Below are 22,702 nucleotides of genomic sequence, written 5' to 3'. Positions count from 1 at the left end.
CTTTGCGCGGAAGGGAGTACGCCGGTCAGGACACGGCGGCGGCCGCCGGCCGCCGGGCGGACCGCGCCTCGACCGCCAGCATGGCCACCAACACCGCGACCAGGGCGAAGAGTTCGGCGACCGCCGAGGCACGGACGCCGAGGAGCGCGGTCGCCAGGGTGACGAGTGCGGCCGTCGCGCGGAAGCGCAGGGGGTGCAGGCGCAGGACCGCGCGGAACGCCACGTCCCCGGCGAGGAAGAGCGCCACACCACCCGCGAGAGCCAGCGCCGGGCCTGTGTGCAGGTGTTCCGTGAGATGGCCCAGCGTCTTCTTCACGCCCGTGGCCAGGTAGGCGATGCCGAGCAGCATCGGCAGGAAGGAGTAGTAGTACGCGTTCATCGCCAGCCGCCACCGGCTCGGCGCCGGCGTGGCCCGGAACGCCGCCTCGGCCTCCTCCTCGTCCCGCACGAAGTACGTCCACCACAGCGCGACCGCGAGGGCCAGCGAGAGGAACGCGCCACCGACCAGGCCAGGTGTGAGCGGCAGTCGGCCGATTCCGGTGCCGATCGCGATGACGGACTCGCCGAACGCGACGATCAGCAGCAGGCCGTGGCGCTCCACGAAGTGCGCCGGGTCCAGGTTGCCCAGCTGGACGCGCATGGCGGCCGCCGACCGCCGTCCGTCGGCCCTGCCCGGCCCGTGCTCGGCGAAGAACGGCGTCATGAACTGGAGGGCGAGGACGAGCAGCCACAGTCCGTCCGCCGCGAGGCCGTCGAAGAAACCGGCCGCGGTGACGGCGAGGGCGGCCAGCGAGTTCGGGACGCCGTACCAGATCGAGTCCCGCCCGTGGCTGCGCGTGTAGAGCGCGGTGTGCACGATCACGACCGCGAGGAAGCCGAGCCCGAAGACCACGCCGGTGTCGTCGAAGACGCGCGGGATGGCGAGGGCGCACACCAGGAACGCGCCCATGCCCAGGATCAGCAGCAGCCGGCGGGAGGGGCGGTCCGGCGGGACCTGGTTGGTGAGGTACGCATAGGCGCCGTACATCCAGAACAGCACCACGAAGATCAGCGCGACCCGGCCCGCAGTGGCGAAGGTGAGGTCGCCGGCGAGCAGCACGGTGAGCTGGGTGAGGGTGAAGACGAAGACGAGGTCGAAGAAGAGTTCGAGAGTCGTGACTCTCCGACCCGACTCCTGCTCCACTGCGCTGTTCATGACTCCCCCTGGATCGATCAGGCGTTCCCCCTGGAACGCGCTGACCAGATCGTATGAGCCTGTCATGGCTGCGGCGCGCAACTTTCCTTTGTCCTGTCACTACTACGTGGGTCACGCCATGCAGATGTCGGTGAATGACGACAGTGGCCGCAAAGAACTGTTCCTCGCCCTGTGCGGCTCGGTCGACGACGGCTTCGAGGCGGTGCGCACGGGGCTGCCCGTCAGCGCCGTATTCAGGCGGCTGCGCTATCTGAAGCCCAAGCAGTCCGTCGTGGTCCTCGACTGGCTCTCCACGACATGACGGACCGTCATACGGGCTTCACCGGCAGTCTGCTGCGGCTGTTCGAGCGGGGAATCCCCGACGGGCCCCGCCAACTGAACCTGGTGACGGTGTTCCAGCGCCTCTCGGTGGTACTGCCCACGTCGAAGCTGCCGCGACCGCATCAGCGGACATCGGATCACCAGGGCAGGCTCGCTCTGGTACACAACCCTGCCTGTGCACGGCACTGACCCCGCAAGGCCTGTCGGCCCGAACGGAGTTCGCCCGCCAGGTCGAGGCGCTGAGGAATGATCCATTGGCAGAGGCCGGCGAACAGCGCATGCTCGCTGCCCACGCGGCCGAGCTCTTCGCCGCGACAGCAGAGGACATCGGCTCAATGCACCAGGCGCGCGCTCTGAGCCCTGCAGTCTCCGCTGACTGACCCGCCGTCTGCCGAAGGGGACCGTTCAGCCTGAGGCGGCCCCCCGCAATCCCGGAGCGGGCCGCCTCACGCGCGCGTGCCGTCAACCTGCGGGCTGCGGCTGCGGAGTCGGCACATCCGAGCTGCTGCGCCCCGGCTGCCGCAGCAGCAGGGCGATCGCCGCCGCGACCATCGAGACACCGCCGGCCAGCGCGTACGCCCCGTCGTAGCCCCAGGCCGCGACCACCATGGAGCCGAGGCCGCCGCCGAACAGGCCGCTGACCAGCTTTCCGCTGTACACCAGGCCGTAGTTGGTGGCGTTGTAGTTCTCCCCGAAGTAGTCCGGGGTGAGCGCCGCGAACATCGGGTAGAACGCGCCGCCGCCGAAGCCGGAGAGGAAGGCGAAGAACAGGAAGAGCCACTCGTTCTTCGTCTCGCCCGCCAGGATCACACCGAACTGGGCAAGCCCCAGGACGACGATGACGAACACCAGGGTCGACTTGCGGCCCCACTTGTCGGACAGCCAGCCCACCACACCGCGTCCGATGCCGTTGATGACCGCCATGACACCCATGGAGGACGCCGCCACCAGGGGGCCGAAGCCGACCTCCTTGGCGTAGTCGACCTGGAAGGAGATCCCGAAGATCGACACACCGGCCGTCATCACGATGGAGATCCACATCAGCGGCAGCATGCCCGTCCTGATGGCCTCCTTGGGCGTGTACTGCTTCGTCGCGGGCGGGTTCTTGGCGAGGCTCTCCGCGCTCTTCCGGGCCCCGGAGAAGGTCAGCGGGTCGATGTCCGCGGGCCACCAGTTCTTCGGCGGGTCCTTGAAGAAGAACGCACACCCGAACACCACGATCATGATGTAGCAGCCGATCAGGTCCAGGACGCGGTGGTAGTTCCCGGTGTCGAAGGCGTAGTTGAAGATGAAGATGAACGGCAGCGACCCATAGGCGAAGCCGCCGTTGACGAAGCCGGTGCGGGCGCCGCGGCGCTCGGGGAACCACTTGCCGACCATGTTGATGCAGGTGGCGTAGACCAGGCCGGCGCCGAGCCCGCCGACGACACCGAAGCCCAGGATCGCCAGCCACACATTGCTCAGATGCGACAGGGCGAGGAACCCGATCAGGCACATCCCGGAGCCGGTGTACATGGCCTTGCGGGCGGTCAGGATGCCCTTCTCGCGCAGCCAGCCCGCCGGGAAGGCGATGCCGGCCTGGAAGAACACCCAGACGCTGAGGATCCAGAAGGTGTTGGACTGCGTCCAGCCGTGCGCGTGGGACAGCGTGTCCTCCGCGGAGCCGTACGCGTATTCGAAGACGCTGATGGCCATCATGGCGATCCACGGGAGGTACACCATGAGCTTGCGGGAGTGGCCGAGGATGTCCCGGTCGGTCTCGCCGATGCGGTAGACGCGGCCTCTGGTGTCGGTCACCTCACGGTAGGGACGGTTCGCGGCTGTCGGATCGGCCGAGAGCGGGTCTGCTGTCATGGTTATGCCATCTCCTCGCCGAGCGGGTGCGGATTGGGGACGATGCGCCGGGCCTTCGGCCGTCCCGGGGACTTGAGGAAGAGCGCCAGCACCGCGGAGGCCAGGCCGACGGAACCCGCCAGCACGAACGCGCCGTGGTAGTCCCATGCGCCGACGACGACCGCGCCCAGGCCGGAGCCGACGAGTCCGGAGATCAGCTTCGAGCTGTAGACCATTCCGTAGTTGGTGGCGTTGTTGTTCTCACCGAAGTAGTCCGCGGTCATGGCCGCGAACAGCGGGAAGATCGCCCCGCCGCCGAATCCGGAGACCATGGAGCAGAACAGGAAGAACGGCATGCTGCCCGTCTGGCCGGAGACCAGCACGCCGAACTGCGCCGTGCCGAGCACGATGCAGACGATGATCAGTGTGTTGCGGCGGCCGTAGCGGTCGGAGATCCAGCCGATGACACCGCGCCCGGTGCCGTTGACGATGGCCTTCAGGGACATCGCCGTGGCCACGATCCCGCCCGCGAAGCCCATGTCCTTGCCGAACGGCACCTGGAAGGCGATGCCGAAGATGTTGATGCCGGCCGTGCACAGCAGACAGAACCACATCATCCACAGGACAGGGGTACGGGCGGCCTCCTTGGGGGTGTACTGCTTGACGGCGGGCGGGTTCTTCTCCAGCGCCCGGCGAATCTTCGGGTCGGCGGTCATCCTCAGCGGGTCTACGTGCGCGGGCCACCAGTTCTTCGGCGGGTCCTTGAAGAACCGGCCGGCCGCGGCCACCACCAGGCACAGCCCGACGCCCACGCAGGCGAGCACGGTCCGGTAGTTGCTCAGGTCCATGTACGAGGTGAACAGGAAGACGAAGGGCACGGACCCGTAGGCGAAACCGCCGTTGACGAAGCCCGTCTTGCCGCCCTTGCGCTCCGGATACCACTTGCCGACCATGTTCACGCAGGTCGCGTAGACGAGGCCGGCGCCGATGCCGCTGCACATGCCGAAGCCGACATACGCGACGGTCACGGTCGGTGCGAACGCCAGCGACAGATAGCCCAGCAAGGTGCCGACGGCGCCGATCATCATCGCCGTACGGGCGGGCAGCCTGCCGCTCTCCCGCAACTGCCCGGCGGGGAAGGCCACGGCCGCCTGGAAGAACACCCAGACGCCCATCAGCCAGAAGATGTGTCCGCTGCTCCACAGATGAGCCTCGTGGAGCGTGTCCTCCGCCGACGTGAACGCGTACTCGGCGGAGCTGATGCCCATCATGCCCACCCAGGGCAGGACGACCATCCACTTGCGTGTTCGGCCCATGACGTCCGTATCGGACTCACCGATCCGGTACACGCGGCCGTTGCGATCCGTCACCTCCCGGTGGGGGACGGACGTCGTGTGGTCGGTGGTTGTCATCGCTCAGCACCCCTTGCATCGAAAGCTCTGGCCAGCGCCCCCTGTCCAATGCCTTTCGCGTGCGCACGGGTCCCGGGGGCCGACCGACCGCACTGTCGGCCGGCCCCGCGCTTCGCTCACCTCATGAACCGCCCCCCAACAGTCCCGCCGCCCGTGCCCACCGGTACTTCGCACCGAGTACGGCCACCGGCTTCTCGGTCGTGTACGGGTAGGCCACGACCCCTCGCTCGTAGAGGTACTGGCAGGCCTCCTCGACCTCGACGTCGCCCGCGAGGGAGGCCACCACGGGCTTCTCGATGCCGCGTTCGCGGAACTCGGCCACCACGCGCGCGGTGAGCTCCGCGAAGACCATCGGGGGAGTGACGATGGTGTGCCAGTAGCCGAGGACGAGCGCGTGGATGCGCGGGTCCTGAAAACCCAGCCGGATCGTCGCCTCGTACGTCGACGGCGGCTCGCCCCCGGTGATGTCGACCGGGTTGCCCGCGGCTCCGAAGGGCGGGATGAACTTGCGGAAGGCCTCGTCCAGGTCCGGCGGGATCTCCATCAGGGACAGGCCGTTGTCGGTCACCGCGTCGGACAGCAGCACACCGCTGCCGCCGGCCCCGGTGATGATCACGACGTTGTCACCTCGGGGAGCCGGAAGCACCGGCAACGCGCGCGCGTACTCGAGCATGTCGTTCAGTCCGGGCGCCCTGATGACCCCCGCCTGCCTGAGGATGTCGTCGTACACGGCGTCGTCGCCCGCCAGCGCCCCGGTGTGCGAACCGGCGGCCTTCGCACCCGCCGCCGTACGGCCCGCCTTGAGCACCACGACCGGCTTCTTCGGCACGGTCGCCCGCGCGGCCTCCACGAAGGCGCGGCCGTCCTTGAGGTCCTCCAGGTGCATCGCGATGCACTCGGTGTGCGGGTCCTCGCCGAACCAGGTCAGCAGGTCGTCCTCGTCCAGGTCCGACTTGTTGCCCAGGCCCACGATCGCCGACACACCCGTCTTCGTGGTGCGCGCGAAGCCCAGGATGGCCATCCCGATGCCACCGGACTGCGAGGTCAGCGCGACACCGCCCTTGACGTCGTACGGCGTGCAGAACGTGGCGCACAGATCCTGCCACGTCGAGTAGTAGCCGTAGATGTTCGGCCCGAGGAGGCGCACGCCGTGCCGTTCGGCGATCGCGACGATCTCCTCCTGGAGCTCGTGCTCGCCGGTCTCCGCGAACCCGGAGGGGATCAGCACGGCGTTGGGGATCTTCTTGCGTCCCACCTCCTCCAGCGCCGAGGCCACGAACCTGGCGGGGATAGCGAAGACCGCCACATCCACCTCACCGGGAACGTCCGTGACACTCTTGTACGCCTTGCGGCCCAGAATGTCATCGGCCTTGGGGTTCACCGGATGGATCTCTCCGGCGAAGCCGCCGTCGATGAGGTTGCGCATCACCGAATTGCCGATCTTGCCCGGCTCGCCCGAGGCACCGATGACGGCGACCGACGAGGGCTGCATCAGACGGCGCATGGAGGTGAGGATCTCCTCGCGCGTGTACGTGCGGCGAGGCTTCGGCACCGACTCGGCGAGGATCACCCGGATGTCCGCGGCGATCGCGCCCTCAGGGGTGGCGATCACCGGGTTGAGGTCGACCTCCGCGATCTCCGGGAAGTCCGCGACCAGTTGCGACACCCGGCGGATCTGCTCGGCGATCGCCCACCGGTCCACGCCCGCCCGGCCGCGCACCCCGTGCAGGATCTCCGCCGAGCGGATCGAGTCCAGCATGGACAGCGCCTCGTCGGCGCTCACGGGCGCCAGCCGGAACGTGACGTCCTTGAGGACCTCGACGAGCACCCCGCCGAGCCCGAAGGCGACCACCTTCCCGAAGGTCGGGTCCGTCACCGCGCCGACGATGACCTCCTGCCCCTGGGGCAGCAACTCCTGCACCTGTATGCCCTTGATGCGCGCGGACGCGTTGTACGCGCGCGCGTTGTCGATGATTTTGTGGAACGCCGCCCGGACGTCCGCCGCCCCCTCGACCCCGACGATCACTCCACCCGCGTCGGTCTTGTGCAGGATGTCCGGCGAGACGATCTTCATCACCACGGGTCCGCCGAAGCGCGCGGCGTACGAGACGGCCTCGTCGACGTCCGTCGCGAGTTCCTCGCCGGGTACGGCGATCCCGTACGCGTCGGCGATCACCTTGCCCTCGGGGGCGGTGAGCGCGGTGCGCCCCTCGGCCCGCACAGTGTCGAGGAGCGACCGCACCCTCGGCTCCCGGTCTTCGGCCATCACGTCAGATCACTCCATTCGACTTGAGCAGGCGCAGTTCCTCGTCGCCGAGGCCGAGTTCGCCGATGTAGACCTCTTCGTTGTGCTCGCCGAGCAGGGGTGAACTGGTCACCTCGACGGGGGAGTCGGAGAGCTTCAGCGGGCTGCCCACGGTCGTGAACTCGCCGCGCTCGGGGTGCGGCACGGTGACGACCATCTCGTTGGCGATCAGCGAGTCGTCCTCGATGATCTCCTTGGTGGACAGGATCGGCCCGCACGGGATGTTGTGGGCGTTGAGCCGCGCCAGCACCTCCCACTTGGGAAGCGTGGAGGACCATTCCTCGATCAGCTGGAACATCTTGTTGAGCTTGGGCAGCCGGGCCTGGGGCGTCGCCCACTCGGGGTCATCGGCAAGCTCCGGCCGGCCGATGAGCTCGCTGAGCGGCTTCCAGCCGACGGGCTGCACGATGACGTACACGTAGTCGTTGGGTCCGCCCGGCGCGCACTTGACCGCCCAGCCGGGCTGGCCGCCGCCGGACGCGTTCCCCGACCGGGGAACTTCGGTGCCGAAGTCCTCGTTTGGATATTCAGCGAGCGGGCCGTGGGCCAGGCGCTGCTGATCGCGCAGCTTCACCCGGCAGAGGTTGAGCACAGCGTGCTGCATGGCCACGTTCACCCGCTGACCGCGCCCGGTGTGCTCCCGCTGGAACAGCGCCGCGAGTATCCCCGCCACGGCGTGCACCCCCGTCCCCGAGTCCCCGATCTGGGCCCCCGTCGCCAGCGGCGGCCCGTCCTCGAAACCGGTGGTCGACATCGACCCGCCCATGGCCTGCGCGACGACCTCGTACGCCTTGAAGTCGGTGTACGGGCCGTCCCCGAACCCCTTGATGGAGGCATAGACGATCCGCGGATTGATCTCCTGGATGCGGTCCCAGGTGAAGCCCATACGGTCGACCGCGCCCGGTCCGAAGTTCTCGACCATGACGTCGGAGCGCCGGATCAGCTCGGTGAGGATCTCCTTGCCGCGCTCGGTCTTGGTGTTCAGGGTGATGCTCCGCTTGTTGCAGTTGAGCATCGTGAAGTAGAGGGAGTCGACGTCCGGGAGGTCGCGCAGCTGCCCCCGCGTGATGTCACCGGTCGGCGCCTCCAGCTTGACCACGTCCGCCCCGAGCCAGGCGAGCAGCTGGGTGGCGGAGGGCCCGGACTGGACGTGGGTCATGTCGAGGACGCGGATGCCCTCAAGTGCCTTGCGGGTCACGGGCGTTCACCTCACTTGTACATCGTCTGGTTCATGGTTCCGGGGGCGTACGCGTCCGGGTCGACCCAGACGTTGATCAGCGACGGCTTGCCCGACTCACGGGCACGCCGCAGCGCCGGGCCGATGTCGGCGGGGTCGCGGACCTCCTCGCCGTGACCGCCCAGCATCCGCGCGAACTTGTCGTAGTGGACGTCGCCGAGGGTGTTGCCGACCCGCTCGCGTTCCAGTCCGTACTTCTGGGCCTGGCCGTAGCGGATCTGGTTCATGGAGGAGTTGTTGCCGACGATGCCGACGAAGGGGAGGTCGTAGCGGACGAGGGTCTCGAAGTCCCAGCCGGTGAGGGAGAAGGCGCCGTCGCCGAAGAGGGCGACGACCTCCTTGTCGGGCCGTGCCTGCTTGGCCGCGAGGACGAAGGGGATGCCCACGCCGAGGGTGCCGAGGGGGCCCGGGTCCATCCAGTGCCCGGGTGACTTGGGCTGGACGACCTGTCCGGAGAAGGTGACGATGTCGCCGCCGTCGCCGATGTAGATGGAGTCCTCGGTGAGGAAGTCGTTGATCTCGCTGACCAGGCGGTACGGGTGGATCGGCGAGGCGTTCGACTTCAGGCTCGGCAGCCGCTTCTCAATGGCGGTCTGCTCGGCGGCACGCAGCTCGTCGAGCCACTCCTTGCGCTTCGCCGCCCCGCCGTTGATGCGCCCTGAGGCAGCCTCGGTGACCGACTTCAACACCAGGCCCGCGTCGCCGACGATGCCGAGGTCGATGTCCCGGTTCTTGCCGACGGTGCGGTAGTCGAGGTCGATCTGCACGACGGTCGCGTCCGGCGAAAGCCGCTTGCCGTAGCCCATGCGGAAGTCGAAGGGTGTGCCGACGATGACGATCACGTCGGCGTTGGAGAAGGCGTACCGGCGCGAGAGCTGGAAGTGGTGCGGGTCGCCGGGCGGCAGGGTGCCGCGGCCGGCGCCGTTCATGTACGCCGGGATGTTGAGGGTCCGTACGAGCTCGATGGCCGCCTCGGTGCCGCGGGTCGTCCACACCTGGCTGCCGAGCAGGATGGCCGGCTTCTCGGCGTGCGCGAGCAGGTCGGCGAGCTTCTCGATGGCCTCGGGGTCGCCGGCCGAGCGCGTCGAGGCGCGATAGGCGCCGGGCTTCGGCACGCGCGCCTTGCTCACCGGCACCTTGGCGTCGAGGACGTCGCGCGGGATCTCCAGGAAGGAGGGGCCGGGCGCACCGTGGTAGCACTCGCGGAACGCCATCGACACCATGTCCGCCGCGCGCGCCGTGTCCGGCACGGCCGCCGCGAACTTGGTGATCGGCGTCATCATGTCGACGTGCGGCAGGTCCTGAAGGGATCCCATCTTGTGCTGGGTGAGGGCTCCCTGGCCGCCGATCAGCAGCATCGGGGACTCCGCGCGGAAGGCGTTGGCGACACCGGTGACGGCGTCCGTCGTGCCCGGGCCCGCGGTGACGACCGCGCAGCCGGGTTTGCCGGTGAGGCGGGCGTAACCGTCGGCGGCATGGGCGGCGACCTGCTCATGGCGGACGTCGACGACCTCTATGCCCTCGTCGACGCAGCCGTCGTAGATGTCGATGATGTGGCCGCCGCACAACGTGTAGATGCGGTCGACCCCCTCGGCCTTGAGTGCCTTGGCAACGAGATGACCACCGGAAATCACGTCCTGGGTGTCGTCGGGCATGGCGAAGTCCTGTCCCTTCGTAGGGGGTTCGAACTGCTCTCGCGGTACATTGCATACAGTCGACGAATACTGTATGAACCTTGTTATCCCGCATCCGGTGGGTGGTGTCCAGGGGGCGTGCGGCACTTTTGAGTCAGGAGCCGGAATGGACCTGTACGAGCACCAGGCAAGGGAACTCTTCGAAGAACACGGCATCCCGGTGCCGAGGGCCGAGGTCACCGATTCTCCCAAGAGGGCCCGGGAGATCGCCCGCGCACTCGGTGGGCGCGTGGTAGTGAAAGCTCAGGTCAAGACGGGCGGGCGCGGCAAGGCGGGCGGTGTGAAGCTCGCCGCGGACCCGGCCGCCGCGGAGCTCACCGCACGGCAGATCCTCGGCATGGACATCAAGGGCCACACGGTCCGCAAGGTGATGCTGGCCCAACCCGTGGACATCGAGGCCGAGTTCTACGTCTCCTATGTGCTCGACCGCGCGGCGGGCCGCTTCCTCGCCATCGCCTCCGCCGAGGGCGGCATGGAGATCGAGGAGGTTGCCGCAAGCCGGCCCGAGGCGGTGGCCCGTGTCCACATCGACCCGGCCGAGGGCGTCACCTCGGCGAAGGCGAACGAGATAGCCGAGGCGGGCGGGCTGCCCGCGCAGACGGTCGACGTCCTCGTACGGCTGTGGGAGGTCCTGGTCCGCGAGGACGCCCTCCTCGTCGAGGTCAACCCGCTCGTGCGGACCGCACAGGGGCAGATCCTCGCGCTCGACGGCAAGGTCACGCTCGACGGCAACGCCCGCTTCCGGCAGGCACGTTGGGGCGCGGAGCACGTGCAGCACGACGACCCGCTGGAGGCGGCGGCCGCCGCCAAGGGCCTCAACTACGTCAAGCTGGACGGCGAGGTCGGCATCATCGGCAACGGCGCGGGCCTGGTCATGTCGACCCTCGACGTCGTCGCGGGCTGCGGCGCCCGCCCCGCCGACTTCCTCGACATCGGCGGCGGGGCCTCCGCCCAGATCATGGCCGACGGCCTCTCGGTCGTCCTGTCCGACCCGTCCGTGAAGTCGGTCTTCGTCAACGTCTTCGGCGGGATCACCGCCTGCGACGCGGTCGCCGACGGCATCGTGCGGGCCCTGGACAGCGTGCAGTTGACCAAGCCGCTGGTCGTGCGGCTCGACGGCAACAACGCGGCCCGCGGACGCGCCGTCCTCGACGAGCGCGCGCATCCTCTGGTCCAACAGGCCACCACCATGGACGGCGCCGCCGGCCGTGCCGCCCGACTCGCCACCAGCGGCTGAAGGAGCCCGACATGGCCATCTATCTCACCAAGGAGAGCAAGGTCCTCGTCCAGGGCATGACCGGCGGCGAGGGCATGAAGCACACCCGGCGCATGCTCGCGGCCGGCACGAACGTCGTCGGCGGCGTCAACCCGCGCAAGGCGGGCCGCACCGTCGACTTCGACGACCGCGGCGTCCCCGTCTTCGGATCGGTCGCCGAAGGCATCCGGGCGACCGGCGCCGACGTCACCGTCGTCTTCGTGCCGCCCCCCTTCGCGAAGGCCGCCGTCGTCGAGGCCGCCGACGCCGGCATCGGCCTCGCGGTCGTCATCACCGAGGGCATCCCCGTCCACGACTCCGTCGCCTTCCACGCCCACGCCAAGGCGAAGGGCACGCGCGTCATCGGCCCCAACTGCCCGGGCCTGATCACCCCCGGACAGTCCAACGCGGGCATCATCCCGTCCGACATCACCAAGCCGGGCCGCATCGGCCTGGTGTCCAAGTCCGGCACGCTCACCTACCAACTCATGTACGAACTCCGCGACATCGGCTTCTCGACATGTGTCGGAATCGGCGGCGACCCGGTCGTCGGCACCACCCACATCGACTGCCTGGCCGCCTTCCAGGATGACCCAGACACCGAACTGATCGTCCTCATCGGCGAGATCGGCGGCGACGCCGAGGAACGCGCGGCCGCATACGTCCGCGAGCACGTCACCAAGCCCGTCGTCGGCTACATCGCCGGATTCACCGCCCCCGAGGGCAAGACGATGGGGCATGCCGGCGCGATCGTGTCCGGTTCCTCCGGCACCGCCCAGGCGAAGAAAGAGGCCCTGGAGGCGGCCGGGGTGAGTGTGGGAAGCACACCGACCGAGACGGCGAAACTTGTGCTCGCGTGTCTCGAACGCGGGCACGCGGCCGCTCATAGTTGATGTGAGGCGACCGTGACGCACCACCGCGTGCGTCACGGCGCCCTTCGTACGACGTCCGCGCACGGCAGTGCGAGCCCGCGCGCGACGAGCCATGCACCCCCGCCCCCGACTGTGCACCGAGAGCGGAGAAACCCCTATGGCAACAAGCCTCACCCTCAAATCAGGCACGTCCTGGGCCGACGCCTGGCAGCGCTGCCTGTCCGTCGCCCCGGAGGCCTTCCAGGACGACCGCGTCCTCAACCTCTGGAACTCCGCCTGGCAGGCCGACGGCCGGGCCCTGCCCGCCACCAGCCCCGTCGACGGCAGCCCCATCGCAGGCCCGCCCCGCCTCGACCGCGACACCGCGCACCAGGCCGTACGCGCCTCGCTCGACCAGCACCGCGCCTGGCGGCACGTCCCCCTCGACGAGCGCCGCGCACGTGTCGCGGCGACCCTCGACGCCCTCACCGAGCACCGCGAACTGCTCGCCCTGCTCCTGGTGTGGGAGATCGGCAAGCCCTGGCGGCTCGCGCAGGCGGACGTCGACCGGGCCATCGACGGTGTGCGCTGGTACGTCGACGGCATCGACCCCATGCTCGACGGGCGCACCCCGCTGGACGGCCCGGTGTCCAACATCGCGAGCTGGAACTACCCGATGAGCGTGCTCGTTCACGCCATGCTGGTCCAGACACTGGCAGGCAACGCGGTGATCGCCAAGACCCCGACCGACGGCGGCCTCGCCTGTCTGACCCTGGCCTGTGCGCTCGCCGCGCGTGAGGGGATTCCCGTCACCCTCGTCAGCGGCAGCGGGGGCGAGCTGTCCCAGGCGCTGGTGCGGGCGCCCGAGATCGGCTGTGTCTCCTTCGTCGGCGGCCGGGACACCGGCGCGGCGGTCGCCACGGCCGTCGCCGACCTCGGCAAGCGCCATGTACTCGAACAGGAGGGACTCAACACCTGGGGCATCTGGAACCACTCGGACTGGGACGCGCTCACGGCGGTGATCCCCAAGCTCTTCGACTACGGCAAGCAGCGCTGCACGGCGTACCCGCGCTTCGTCGTCCAGCGGCAGCTGTTCGACGAGTTCCTGGCGGCGTACCTCCCCGCGGTGCGCACACTCACGGTCGGGCACCCGCTGGCGGTCGAGCACAGCGACGACCCGTACCCGCAGCTGGACTTCGGGCCGGTCATCAACGCGGCCAAGGCCAAGGAGCTGCGCGACCAGGTCGCCGAGGCCATCGACCGGGGCGCGGTCCCGCTGCACCGCGGCAGCGAGGCCGACGGCCGGTTCCTGCCCGGCCAGGACACCTCGGCGTACGTCCATCCGGTGACGCTCCTCAACCCGCCACCGTCCTCACCCCTGCACCACGCGGAACCGTTCGGCCCGGTCGACACCATCGTCCTGGTCGACACGGAGGCGGAGCTGCTGGCCGCGATGAACGCGTCCAACGGCGCGCTGGTGGCCACCCTGTCCACGGACGACCGGGCCACCTTCGACCGGCTGGCCCCGCAGATCCGCGCCTTCAAGGTCGGCCACGGCACACCGCGCTCCCGCGGCGACCGCGACGAACTGTTCGGCGGATTCGGCGCGTCCTGGCACGGCGCCTTCGTCGGCGGTGAACTGCTGGTGCGCGCCGTGACCCGGGGCCCGGCGGGAGAGCGGCTGCCGGGGAACTTCCCGGACTACCACCTCATGCCGTGACAGAGGGCCGGGTGGCGTCCTCGCTGCGAGGGCGCCACCCGGGGATCAGCTCCGGCCGGCGCACGAAAGCGTCACGGAGTGACCGTGTACGTCTGCACGTCGAAGGTCTGACCGAGCGAGTTCGTCGGCGCCACCGTCACCGAGGTGCCGTTCACGGTCACCTTCAGGAAGTGGTACACCTGCGCGTCGTCGGTGGGCACCGACGCGGCACCGCAGGCCGAACCCCGGTTGCGGCCGTAGGACCAGCCGATGCCGTACGCGTCGGTGGCCGAGCAGCCGTTCTCCCCGACGGAGTGCACATCGGCCCCGCCGCCACCGGTGACATACGACGCGATCCGGCCCGCCCCCGCGGTGTTGCGCTGATAGAGGTGCGAGTGGCCGTTGAAGACCAGGTCCACGCCGCCGTCCAGCAGGGTCTGCTCGACGCCCGCGAGGAAGGTGTCGCTCGGCTCGCTCGCACTGTCGGAGCGCAGCGGGAAGTGGAAGAAGGCGAACTTCGGCACGCCGGGATGGGCGGTGAGGTCGGCCTTCAGCCATGCGTACTCGGCGGATCCGTCCTGCCAGTGGGCGTGCGCGTCCTGCTCGTAGATCGCGCAGTGCGAGCCACACGAACCACCCGTGGCGGCGCCGGTGTTGGAGTTCCCCCACGCAGTGTCGAGCAGATAGAAACGGACGCCGCCGGTGGTGAAGGCGTAGTACGTCGTCGGATAGGTGATCGGACTCGAGCCCAGGTACGACGGATAGTCGACCAGCGCCCACACCCCGCCGGAGGCCGCCGCCAGCGCCGACTGCTTCCACACCTGCAGATAGGTGTTGGTCATGCTGTGGTTGCCGACGGTGCCGATGAGCGGAATGCGCATGCCCGGCTGCGTCCAGTACGACGGACCGAACCACGAACTGATGTCCACACCGGTCTGGTTGAGGTCGCCGTACTGGGTCTGCGAGGTGCCCGGATGCGTGTTGTCGCCGGTCTGGACGACGAACCGGGCACCGCTCGCGGCGATCTGGCTCATCACGTTCGCCTGGTTCACATTCAGCGAGCCGTCGTCGACGCCGGAGTTCGTGGTCTCACCGGTGTCGCCGAGGACATCGAAGGTGAACGACGTCGTGGAGCCCGCGGAGTCGGGGGTCGTGAAGCTGGGGGTCGGCAGGGTGCCCAGCAGGTCGGTGCCGGATGCGGTGTGGACGCGGTAGCAGTAGGTGGTGCTCGCGGTCAGGCCCGTCACCGTCACCGAGTTGGCGTACTCCCGGGTCGAGCCGACGGTGATCGGGCTGCCCAGGGTGGACGAAGTAGCCGTGTCCGCCGCGCAGTTGCCCAGCGGGCCGTAGCGGACCGAGCCGCGGCTCTGTGTGGTGGTCGCCCAGCTCACCTGGACGGACGTCGTCGTGGCGTCGGAGAGATAGGGGGCGCGTGTCAACTGCGCGTCGGCGCCCGGAAGGTCGGCGTGCGCCGCCGGAGCGAACGACAGCGCCGTGCCCGCCCCCAGGACGAGGGCGAACACGGCGCTGCGAGCGTGGCTCAGGGAGAGTCTGCGGTGCCGGGACGAGAGTCTTCTGGTCATGTTCTTTCTTCCTTTCTCATTCTGATCCCGCGCAGCCGCGCCAGTGCCGCGACGGCGCCCACCAGCAGCACCGCGCAGCCGGTGATCCGCAGCACGCCCGGCCAGTAGCCGAGCGGGTCGCGACGTGCGGCTGAGGAGGAGGGCGCCGACGGCGAGTCCGACACGGGAACGCCGCGCAACTCGCGCAGCACGTCCAGTGATTGCGTGCCGTTTCGGACCGACGGCTCCACATGCGAGTTCTCGCTGAACTCGTTCCAGCTGATCAGCCCGAGCAGATCCGGGCCCGAGGCCAGGGCGGCCGCGTACTCGGTGCGCAGCGTCCGGCCGCCGTCCCGTGGCACCGACTTCGTGCCGCCCACCAGGCGGGCGTCGAAGCCGGGGGCGAACGGCGCCATCCAGTAGCCGTGCGCCGCGTGTGCGAGGGCGGCCATCTCGCGCAACTTGGTCGCGTGCCGGGCGTTCGTGTCCGGGTTGACCGACGACCAGTAGTAGGCGTCCCCGTCGGTGACGTGCGCCAGCCTGCGGATGCCCTGCGGGCTCTTCTCGGTGCCGAGCACCAGCATCCCCTTCCGTACCGGTCCGGTGATGCGCGCGATGTCCGCGGTCGAGTACTGCCAGGTGCCACTGAACACCGTCAGCGGCTTGCCGTCGAGACGGAAGAAGGCCGGGTCGCGGGCGTAGCGCCCGTACAGCAGACGGAAGTCGGCGGCGACCCGGTCCGTCGCGAGCGGCCGGCGGTGGAAGTCGAGCCCCTGATAGATGACCGCCACCTTGAAGTCACGCGCCCGCGCCACGTCCAGCAGCAGCCGCAGCCGTCGGTCGTTGACGGCCGAGGACTTCCAGCTCACCACGAAACCGTCGATGCCCGCGGACTTCGCCCAGTCGACATGCGTGCGAATCACGGAGGCGTCGTCGCTGGAGTAGTGGCCCAGACGCGGGTAGTCGGTCTTCGCGCGCTGCCACGACGACGGCTCGAACCACTGGTAGTAGTACGCGAGCAGCGGCACCCGACGCCCCTCGGCCGAGCTCGCTGACGCCGGGAACAGCCCCGCCAGAACGAGTACCAGCACGGCGAGCAGCCCCGGTCTTCTCATCCGTGCTCACCACCCCGGCGTCGCCGCATCCACCGCCCGACCAGCAGCAGTCCGGCCGCCAGCACCCCCACCGTGCCCGCCGCCAGCGCCAGATCGGCCCGGCTGACCACGCGCAGCTGCATGCTCTGCGTCCGCGACAGCCGGACCTGCTGCACGGCCCGCAGCCCCTGGCCGCCGGTGACCTCCACCTCGTACTGCCCGTGCGGCAGATCCCGCAGCGTCGCTTCCCGTCCCGCACCGAATGTCACCTCGCGCACCGACCCGTCCGGCAGGGTGACCCGCGCCGCCCGCCCGGCCGACGACCCGAAGACGGCGTCCCGCGCCGAGACCGTCAGATCGTGGAACGGCGTGGTGAAGACGGCCTCCTGATGCGATGCCGGCTGGAACCGCTGCCGCCCGGCGTCCACCGTGTTCGTGCCGTACGCGTTTGCGGACAGCAGTGCGTACCCGACCCTCCGCGAGGTCAGCACGCTCTTGCGGTACACGGGCAACAGCCCGTCCAGCCAGACCGGTTGTCCCACCGGCAGCCGCTGGGTGTGCCCGGTGTCGCTGCGCACGGTCACATACGGCACCCGGTCACGGGGTACGGCGCGACCCTCCTGGTCGACGCAGCGCACCGTCACCCGGAAGCGGGCCGTGAACGCCGCCGTCACCGTGTAGTCCCGGCGCAGCGGCAGCCCCTGCACCGTGCGCCGGAACGCCTGGTCGGGATCGCGCTGCCCGGCCCACCGGGAGAACGTGAACTGCCGTCCCTCCGAGGCCAGTCCGTGATCGTCGACGGCCAGCCTGTGCCCCGCGAAGTCGTGCGCACCGGTGAAGCTCACCGCCCCGTCAGGCCCGGTGACCGCCGTCCGTCCGTCGAACGTGAACGGCACGCCGGCGAGCTGTGGGGTCGTCCGCACGGTGACGGTGACCGCCGTGACGGCCACGGCAGAACTCGGGGCCAGCCCCACCAGCACCACCCCGACCAGCACCAACCACCTCATGACATACGCCACTTCGGCCGCACCGCCCCCCACAGCAACCCTGCCACCAGCAACGACGCGGCGCCGTACACCGCGTACACGGGCGCCGGCGAGGGCCGCCGCGCCACCGGAAGCGCCGCCTCCCGCACCCCCGTCGGAATCAGCTCGGCCCGCCGCGGCGCCGCCGAGAAGTCGAAGGCGTCGGCGAGACTCCGCGCCTGCGTGGTACGGCCGCCCAGTGGCCGCAGCCGCCAGTTGTCCACCACGAACCGCAGCGCACTCGCGGCCTCGAACTGCCCGTGCTGCACCTTCCCCCGCGTCACGTACGGGCTGACCAGCAGCGCCGGCACGCGTAGCCCCCGACCGGCCGGCGGCTTCACATGGTCGTACCAGCCCCCGGACCCGTCGTAGGACCACAACAGTGCCGAAGACGACCAGTACTGACTGACCATCAGCTGTGCGGTGAGCTCCCGCACGAGCCGCTGTCCGGCCGGCACGGAGCGCGCCGAGCGCTCGCCCGCACCCGATGACGCGACGAACGCCACCGAGGGCAGTGTCCCGCGGTCCAGGTCCCGGTAGTACTCGCCGAGGTCGACGATGTGCGCGCTCAGCCGCCTGCTGTCGACGAAGCGCGGGATGTCCAGGAGCGGGACGCGGACGGTCTGGGTGGTCAGGTCGTCGGGGGAGCGGTAGGTCTGCTTCGGGTCGTAGTTCTGGACGTAGAACTTCCAGCTCACGCCTGCCTCGTCGAGCCGGTCGAAGACGGTGGGCCCGGTCAGGTCCGGTGTACCCGCGACCCAGTGGGCGCGGTTGGCGCGGGTGCCGTCGAGCGAGGACGCGAAGAAGTGGTCGAAGAGCTCGTAGCGGTCGGCTGCGTTCCAGTAGAAGGGCAGGTCACGGCGGTCGTAGTGGCCCATGGCCACGCGTCCGTCCCGGCCCTGCCGCTCGAAGGCCCCGACGAAGCCGTCCATGCGCCCGCCGTCGTACTGCTGCCGCACCAGACGCGGCCCGGCACCGGGGGACAGGGGCGGCGAGCCGTGCAGTGAGTACGGTGCCACCGTGCCCGCGTCCGCATGCGCCGGGTCGCGCGGCTGCCTGGTCCCCGCTGTCAGGCCGTCTGCTCCCGGGTACGTACCGAAGTAGTGGTCGAAGGTGCGGTCGCCCTGCATGAGATAGACGAAGTGCTGAACGGGCGTGCACGGGCGGGGAGTTGATGACGCCGTCGCCGTCCCGCTGCCCGTCAGCAGCAGGAGCAGTGCCACCAGCAGCACCCTCATGACACCCTCACCCGGTAGATCACGACCACCTTCACCCCGGCCCCGTTGCGTGCCGTGAACACCGCCGTCCCGTGGTAACGCCCCACCAGTCCCTGCAACTTGGCGGTGAAGAACCGCGTACGGCGGGCCGTGTACGCGTCCCACACCAGGTACTGGAAGTCGCCGTCCCTGAGCGCCCGGTCCGGGTTCGGGACCGCCCGGTAGCTGGGGTTGCGGCGGGCCGGGTCGGGCGAGACGGAGAGCGCGGAGACCGGACAGAAGCCGTAGTACTGCACCACGTTGGCCATGGACGGACCGATGGCCAGCAGCCGCGAGCCCTCCGGCGCGTGCTCGCGCACCCACAGTCCCGCCTCCCGGCCTCCCGGCAGCCCGCCCGTCCCGGCCAGGAAGCGGGTGCTCGTCTGCGGCTGGATCCGCATCCAGCACGGCACCGCCACAGAGGCCACGACCAGCCAGACGGCCGCGGCCGCCGCGAAGCGCTGGATCCGCACCACCCGCGGTAACGAGGTGAGCGTCCTGCCCGCCAGCACCGCGAACACCGGTGCCACGGGCAGCAGATACTGGAAGCCCTTCACCGGCCACACCGTGAAGAACAGCGCGGGCACCACGACCCAGCACACCAGCAGCCGCTCCCGCCAGGTGTTCTCGCGGCGCAGCCACACCAGCCCCGCCAGGGCCGCCACGACCACCAACGGGCCGAGCGCCCACGGCACTTCACGCCCGTAGAAGGAATAGGGGTGATTGGCGCGGCGGAACATCTGCCACAGCAGATAGTTGCCGCCCGCCCGCGCATGCCCGGCCAGCAGCTGTGACAGCGGATGGGCCACCGCCACCACCCCGATCACGCCCAGCGCGGGCAGCAGATGCCGCCAGCGGGTGCGCACGGCCGGGGTCAGCGCGAAGAACGCGTACAGCGACCCCAGGAGGACGACCGACGTCTCCTTCGCCAGCACCGTGAACCCGAGCATCCCGCCGGCCGCCAGCAGCCAGCGCGGGGACGGCGATTCGGCGTAGCGCACCACGCAGTACAGGGCGCCGGTCGCGCACAGCGTCATCGGCGCGTCCAGCAGCACCTGGCGGCTGACCACGACGTGGTACGGCATCACCGCCAGCAGCAGCGCCCCGACCAGCGCGGCCCGCCGCCCGTACAGCCGCCGCCCCAGCCCGTACGTCACCGCCACCGTCGCCACACCCAGCAGCGCCGGCACCGCGCGCGCCGCCCAGTCGCTCTCGTGGACGCGCAACGCCAGCGACACCAGCGACTGGAACAGCACCGGATGCGCCCTGAACACCGGGAAGAGCGAACCGAGTCGATCGTCCCCCGCGAGCGAGGCCGCCGTACCCGTGTACACCGCCTCGTCGCTGTTGAACCCGGCCGCGGTGAGCTGCCACAGACGCAGGAAGGCCGCCAGCAGCAGTACGGCGGTCAGGGGCGCGGCAGCCCGCACCCCGGCGCCGGAGGGGGCCGGCGCCGGGGCGGTGCGGGATGCTCCCTTGGGGAGCACGAACCGGTCGGTCATGCGGCCGAGCCGGCTTGCAGTCCCCACCGCGGCCAGGCCTCGGCGGAGGCACTCACTGTCGGACGGTGCTCCTCGCCCGCCAGCAGCCGCGGTATCTCGTCGGCCCAGCCGAAGCAGTCCGAGGCGAGCACCCGGGTACGGACGCCGGACAGGAACCCGGCGAGGATCTCCCGCTCCCGGGCACGCAGTTCGGCATGGTCGAGACCGTCGATGCGCAGCGCCGGCGCGAGATAACGGTAGGGCGGGAAGCCGTACGCGTCCTCGGTGTTGACCAGCATCCGCTCCAGCGCCACGTCGCCGTCGAGGTCGTACAGGTCGGGCACACCGCGCTCGATGACGAACAGGTCCCGGACCTCGGTGCTCGATCCCAGCCGGCAGGGCACCAGCCGGTCGACGCTGTACTTCGGCGGCGGCACCAGGATCTGAGTGATCGCGTTGATGCCCATGATCGGCAGGTTGAAGCGGGACAGCATCAGCGCGATCGAACGACCGCCCTTGGAGTGCAGCCGCGACTGCAGATTGAGCCGGCGCCACTCCTTCTTCGTCAGGTCCTCGGCCTGCACGGCCCGCAGCGTGTGCGCGCTGATGGTGAGCGGCTTCGGGAAGCACACGGCCCGCCCGCTCGCGTCCACGACCGTCATGTCGTCCGACAGGAACCGCCCGCCGTGCTCGCGCAGCAGTCGCAGTACGGTCGCGGTCTTGCCGGTGTCGGTCAGCGCCGACAGCATGACCCCGCGTCCGTCGAGCTCCACGCACGCGGAGTGCAGCAGCATCCGCCCACGGGAGATCAGCACGAAACGCAGCAGCGCCTCGACGACGTTCGTGTAGACGACGTGCGGCGAACGGGCCAGCAGCGGGCCCACCTCCACCGTGATCGGCGGACCCAGCCGTACCCGGAAGTTCGCGCCGAAGCGGCCCAGATGCTCCTCGTAGCGCAGAGCCGCCGTGTCGCTGTGGTCCTCCGTCAGTGCCGCCCGCCCGCGGGGCCTGCGCCGCCCGACGTCCCCGACGCGCACGGCGATGTCGACGTCCGCGTCCGGGACCCACTGCGCCCGGAAGAACTCCAGCTCGGGCAGCCGGATCTGGGAGCCGATGGTGACGGTCCCGGCGACGTCGTAGCGGTAGGGCAGGTACACAGACCGCTTCCTGCTCACCGGCGCGGTCGGGGCATCGGCATCGACGAGCATCTTCACGGGGTCGCGCCGCCTGACCTTCTTCTCGCCGCCGCTGTAGATCATGCGGTCGCTGATCAGGAACCGCAGGACGAAGAGCAGGACGAGGGTGAGCGCGTTGGCCGTGAGGACACCCACACCGGCGACGACGAGCCACTGCAGCAGCGGGAGCCGGGCGATCAGCAGCAGGTTGTTCATCGCGAAGAAGCGGCCGGCCCGCCCGGGCCAACTGCCCTTGCGCTGTCCGTTCCGGTAGACGGCGGCATCGGTGAGAAGGAAGTTCCAGGCCGTGGAGAACTGGGTCGCGAGCGCCGCCCCCACCAGGTGGTGCACCCCGAGCACGTCGAAGAACAGCCACAGGGCGGCCGTGTTGACCGCGACCCCGGACAGGCCCACCAGTCCGAACGCGACCATCCGCATCAACTGCCGCTGCCCGCCGGCCACCCCGCGGCGCAGCCGCACGACATGCCGTACGAAGGCCAGGCCCTCCCTGAAGGACGCCTTGGACCGGCCCGCCTCGCGGGGCGCGAAGGTGTACGCCACCTCGGCGACCCGGGCGGCCGGATGCCGAACCAGGATCTCCAGCAGGATCTTGAATCCGACCGGCCGCAGCCGCTCGGTGTCGATCGCGTCCCGGCGGAACGCGAACAGCCCGCTGAGCGGGTCGCTGACGGTGGCCAGCCGGCGCGGGAAGGCCGCCTTGACCAGGCGGGTCGCGGAGGACGAGGTGGCCTGCCGGCCCGCGCCCGCGAGCCCGTCGGACTGGCCGGTCCCGGCGTACCGGGTACCGACGGCGATGTCGACGCCCTCCCGCATCGCGGTCCTGGCCAGCAGTGCGGCGGCCTGCGGCGGATGCTGCAGATCCGCGTCCATGACCAGCACCCAGGCGCCGCGCGCGGCCCGGATCCCGGCCACCACGGCCCCCGACAGACCGCCGACGCGCAGGCCGGAGGGCCGGTGCAGGGCGCGGACCGCGACAGGACAGTCCGGCGCGAGGGCGGTGATCTCCTGGACGGTCGCGTCATCACTGTCGTCCACGAAGAGGATCTCGGCCCCGAGCGGGGCGAGGGCCGGCCCGAGCCGGTCGAGCAGAAGCGGAACGCTCTCCTGCTCGTTGCGGGTGGGTACTAGGACGGTCAGCCGGGGCGTGGCAGTGTCGCCGTCGCCTCCGCCGCCGAGTTCCCGGACACCTGCCGGCACCCCGTCATGGGCAGCCGAAAGGGAATCGATCATGTGCGCCATGGAGTCCCCCCAGAACGCGTGCCGTCGGCCGAGCGGCGCGACGGACA

At 70.0% G+C, this 22,702-nt stretch carries 17 protein-coding genes; 5 read left to right on the top strand and 12 right to left on the bottom strand.

What is annotated here, in order from left to right; all coding sequences use genetic code 11:
• Positions 1 to 25: 25 nt before the first annotated feature.
• Complete coding sequence (locus tag ACWDAG_RS02475; protein ID WP_450693710.1) at positions 26 to 1,195, bottom strand: low temperature requirement protein A; 1,170 nt, start codon at positions 1,193 to 1,195, stop codon at positions 26 to 28.
• A 130-nt stretch (positions 1,196 to 1,325) separates the two neighbouring features.
• On the opposite strand from ACWDAG_RS02475, the gene ACWDAG_RS02470 reads away from it, so the two are divergent.
• Positions 1,326 to 1,496, top strand: coding sequence for a hypothetical protein (locus tag ACWDAG_RS02470; protein ID WP_450693709.1), 171 nt, complete (start codon positions 1,326 to 1,328; stop codon positions 1,494 to 1,496).
• Positions 1,493 to 1,705, top strand: coding sequence for a hypothetical protein (locus ACWDAG_RS02465; RefSeq protein WP_450693708.1), 213 nt, complete (start codon positions 1,493 to 1,495; stop codon positions 1,703 to 1,705). The genes ACWDAG_RS02470 and ACWDAG_RS02465 overlap by 4 nt, the downstream gene beginning before the upstream one ends.
• 273 nt (positions 1,706 to 1,978) lie before the next feature.
• Here the strand turns inward: ACWDAG_RS02465 and ACWDAG_RS02460 are convergent, their stop codons facing one another.
• The 5 genes from ACWDAG_RS02460 to ACWDAG_RS02440 all read right to left on the bottom strand — a co-directional run bounded on the left by ACWDAG_RS02460 (position 1,979) and on the right by ACWDAG_RS02440 (position 9,958).
• Positions 1,979 to 3,370 carry an OFA family MFS transporter gene (locus tag ACWDAG_RS02460; protein ID WP_450693707.1) on the bottom strand — a complete coding sequence of 464 codons (1,392 nt, stop codon included), beginning with the start codon at positions 3,368 to 3,370 and terminating at the stop codon, positions 1,979 to 1,981.
• 2 nt (positions 3,371 to 3,372) lie between these two features.
• A complete protein-coding gene (locus ACWDAG_RS02455; RefSeq protein ID WP_450693706.1) occupies positions 3,373 to 4,761 on the bottom strand; it encodes an OFA family MFS transporter in 1,389 nt (462 codons plus the stop codon).
• A gap of 121 nt (positions 4,762 to 4,882) precedes the next feature.
• Entirely contained in the window at positions 4,883 to 7,027 is a 2,145-nt protein-coding gene (locus ACWDAG_RS02450; RefSeq protein WP_450693943.1) for an acetate--CoA ligase family protein, read from the bottom strand.
• 4 nt (positions 7,028 to 7,031) lie between these two features.
• The gene (gene frc / locus ACWDAG_RS02445) at positions 7,032 to 8,264 is read right to left on the bottom strand and encodes a formyl-CoA transferase (protein WP_450693705.1); all 1,233 of its coding nucleotides are present in this window, start codon (positions 8,262 to 8,264) and stop codon (positions 7,032 to 7,034) included.
• Positions 8,265 to 8,275: 11 nt separating this feature from the next.
• Positions 8,276 to 9,958 carry a thiamine pyrophosphate-binding protein gene (locus tag ACWDAG_RS02440; protein ID WP_450693704.1) on the bottom strand — a complete coding sequence of 561 codons (1,683 nt, stop codon included), beginning with the start codon at positions 9,956 to 9,958 and terminating at the stop codon, positions 8,276 to 8,278.
• Positions 9,959 to 10,103: 145 nt separating this feature from the next.
• Here ACWDAG_RS02440 and sucC point away from each other — a divergent pair, with 145 nt between their 5' ends.
• The 3 genes from sucC to ACWDAG_RS02425 all read left to right on the top strand — a co-directional run bounded on the left by sucC (position 10,104) and on the right by ACWDAG_RS02425 (position 13,823).
• Positions 10,104 to 11,234, top strand: a complete 1,131-nt coding sequence (gene sucC, locus ACWDAG_RS02435; RefSeq protein WP_450693703.1) for an ADP-forming succinate--CoA ligase subunit beta — start codon at positions 10,104 to 10,106, stop codon at positions 11,232 to 11,234.
• Positions 11,235 to 11,245: 11 nt separating this feature from the next.
• Positions 11,246 to 12,145: a succinate--CoA ligase subunit alpha gene (sucD, locus tag ACWDAG_RS02430; RefSeq protein ID WP_450693702.1), complete on the top strand. Its 900-nt coding sequence runs from the start codon at positions 11,246 to 11,248 to the stop codon at positions 12,143 to 12,145.
• 136 nt (positions 12,146 to 12,281) lie between these two features.
• The gene (locus ACWDAG_RS02425) at positions 12,282 to 13,823 is read left to right on the top strand and encodes an aldehyde dehydrogenase family protein (RefSeq protein ID WP_450693701.1); all 1,542 of its coding nucleotides are present in this window, start codon (positions 12,282 to 12,284) and stop codon (positions 13,821 to 13,823) included.
• A gap of 71 nt (positions 13,824 to 13,894) precedes the next feature.
• On the opposite strand, the gene ACWDAG_RS02420 is transcribed toward ACWDAG_RS02425, so the two are convergent.
• Genes ACWDAG_RS02420 through ACWDAG_RS02395 form a run of 6 tightly spaced genes read right to left on the bottom strand, consistent with a single transcriptional unit; the run spans position 13,895 to position 22,646 of the window.
• Positions 13,895 to 15,385 (bottom strand): fibronectin type III domain-containing protein, encoded by a 1,491-nt coding sequence (locus tag ACWDAG_RS02420; protein WP_450693700.1) that lies wholly within the window; start codon positions 15,383 to 15,385, stop codon positions 13,895 to 13,897.
• The gene (locus ACWDAG_RS02415; RefSeq protein ID WP_450693699.1) at positions 15,382 to 16,479 is read right to left on the bottom strand and encodes an endo-1,3-alpha-glucanase family glycosylhydrolase; all 1,098 of its coding nucleotides are present in this window, start codon (positions 16,477 to 16,479) and stop codon (positions 15,382 to 15,384) included. Before ACWDAG_RS02415 ends, ACWDAG_RS02420 begins: the two co-directional genes overlap by 4 nt.
• Positions 16,476 to 17,465: a hypothetical protein gene (locus tag ACWDAG_RS02410; protein WP_450693698.1), complete on the bottom strand. Its 990-nt coding sequence runs from the start codon at positions 17,463 to 17,465 to the stop codon at positions 16,476 to 16,478. Before ACWDAG_RS02410 ends, ACWDAG_RS02415 begins: the two co-directional genes overlap by 4 nt.
• Positions 17,462 to 18,721: an alkaline phosphatase family protein gene (locus tag ACWDAG_RS02405; protein WP_450693697.1), complete on the bottom strand. Its 1,260-nt coding sequence runs from the start codon at positions 18,719 to 18,721 to the stop codon at positions 17,462 to 17,464. Before ACWDAG_RS02405 ends, ACWDAG_RS02410 begins: the two co-directional genes overlap by 4 nt.
• Entirely contained in the window at positions 18,718 to 20,241 is a 1,524-nt protein-coding gene (locus tag ACWDAG_RS02400) for an ArnT family glycosyltransferase (protein WP_450693696.1), read from the bottom strand. Before ACWDAG_RS02400 ends, ACWDAG_RS02405 begins: the two co-directional genes overlap by 4 nt.
• Entirely contained in the window at positions 20,238 to 22,646 is a 2,409-nt protein-coding gene (locus ACWDAG_RS02395; RefSeq protein ID WP_450693695.1) for a glycosyltransferase, read from the bottom strand. The genes ACWDAG_RS02400 and ACWDAG_RS02395 overlap by 4 nt, the downstream gene beginning before the upstream one ends.
• Positions 22,647 to 22,702 lie beyond the last annotated feature (56 nt).

This window comes from Streptomyces sp. NPDC001157, from assembly GCF_053598255.1.
The sequence above is the reverse complement of the archived record's forward strand: the minus strand, read 5'-3'. Positions and strand labels throughout refer to the sequence as shown.

Coding starts and splice junctions, on each gene's coding strand:
- ACWDAG_RS02400 (WP_450693696.1), bottom strand. CDS start 20,241: ATGACCGACCGGTTCGTGCTCCCCAAGGGAGCATCCCGCACCGCCCCG.
- sucC (WP_450693703.1), top strand. CDS start 10,104: ATGGACCTGTACGAGCACCAGGCAAGGGAACTCTTCGAAGAACACGGC.
- ACWDAG_RS02450 (WP_450693943.1), bottom strand. CDS start 7,027: ATGGCCGAAGACCGGGAGCCGAGGGTGCGGTCGCTCCTCGACACTGTG.
- ACWDAG_RS02455 (WP_450693706.1), bottom strand. CDS start 4,761: ATGACAACCACCGACCACACGACGTCCGTCCCCCACCGGGAGGTGACG.
- ACWDAG_RS02460 (WP_450693707.1), bottom strand. CDS start 3,370: ATGACAGCAGACCCGCTCTCGGCCGATCCGACAGCCGCGAACCGTCCC.
- sucD (WP_450693702.1), top strand. CDS start 11,246: ATGGCCATCTATCTCACCAAGGAGAGCAAGGTCCTCGTCCAGGGCATG.
- ACWDAG_RS02405 (WP_450693697.1), bottom strand. CDS start 18,721: ATGAGGGTGCTGCTGGTGGCACTGCTCCTGCTGCTGACGGGCAGCGGG.
- ACWDAG_RS02425 (WP_450693701.1), top strand. CDS start 12,282: ATGGCAACAAGCCTCACCCTCAAATCAGGCACGTCCTGGGCCGACGCC.
- ACWDAG_RS02410 (WP_450693698.1), bottom strand. CDS start 17,465: ATGAGGTGGTTGGTGCTGGTCGGGGTGGTGCTGGTGGGGCTGGCCCCG.
- ACWDAG_RS02440 (WP_450693704.1), bottom strand. CDS start 9,958: ATGCCCGACGACACCCAGGACGTGATTTCCGGTGGTCATCTCGTTGCC.
- ACWDAG_RS02415 (WP_450693699.1), bottom strand. CDS start 16,479: ATGAGAAGACCGGGGCTGCTCGCCGTGCTGGTACTCGTTCTGGCGGGG.
- ACWDAG_RS02420 (WP_450693700.1), bottom strand. CDS start 15,385: ATGACCAGAAGACTCTCGTCCCGGCACCGCAGACTCTCCCTGAGCCAC.
- ACWDAG_RS02465 (WP_450693708.1), top strand. CDS start 1,493: ATGACGGACCGTCATACGGGCTTCACCGGCAGTCTGCTGCGGCTGTTC.
- ACWDAG_RS02395 (WP_450693695.1), bottom strand. CDS start 22,646: ATGATCGATTCCCTTTCGGCTGCCCATGACGGGGTGCCGGCAGGTGTC.
- ACWDAG_RS02475 (WP_450693710.1), bottom strand. CDS start 1,195: ATGAACAGCGCAGTGGAGCAGGAGTCGGGTCGGAGAGTCACGACTCTC.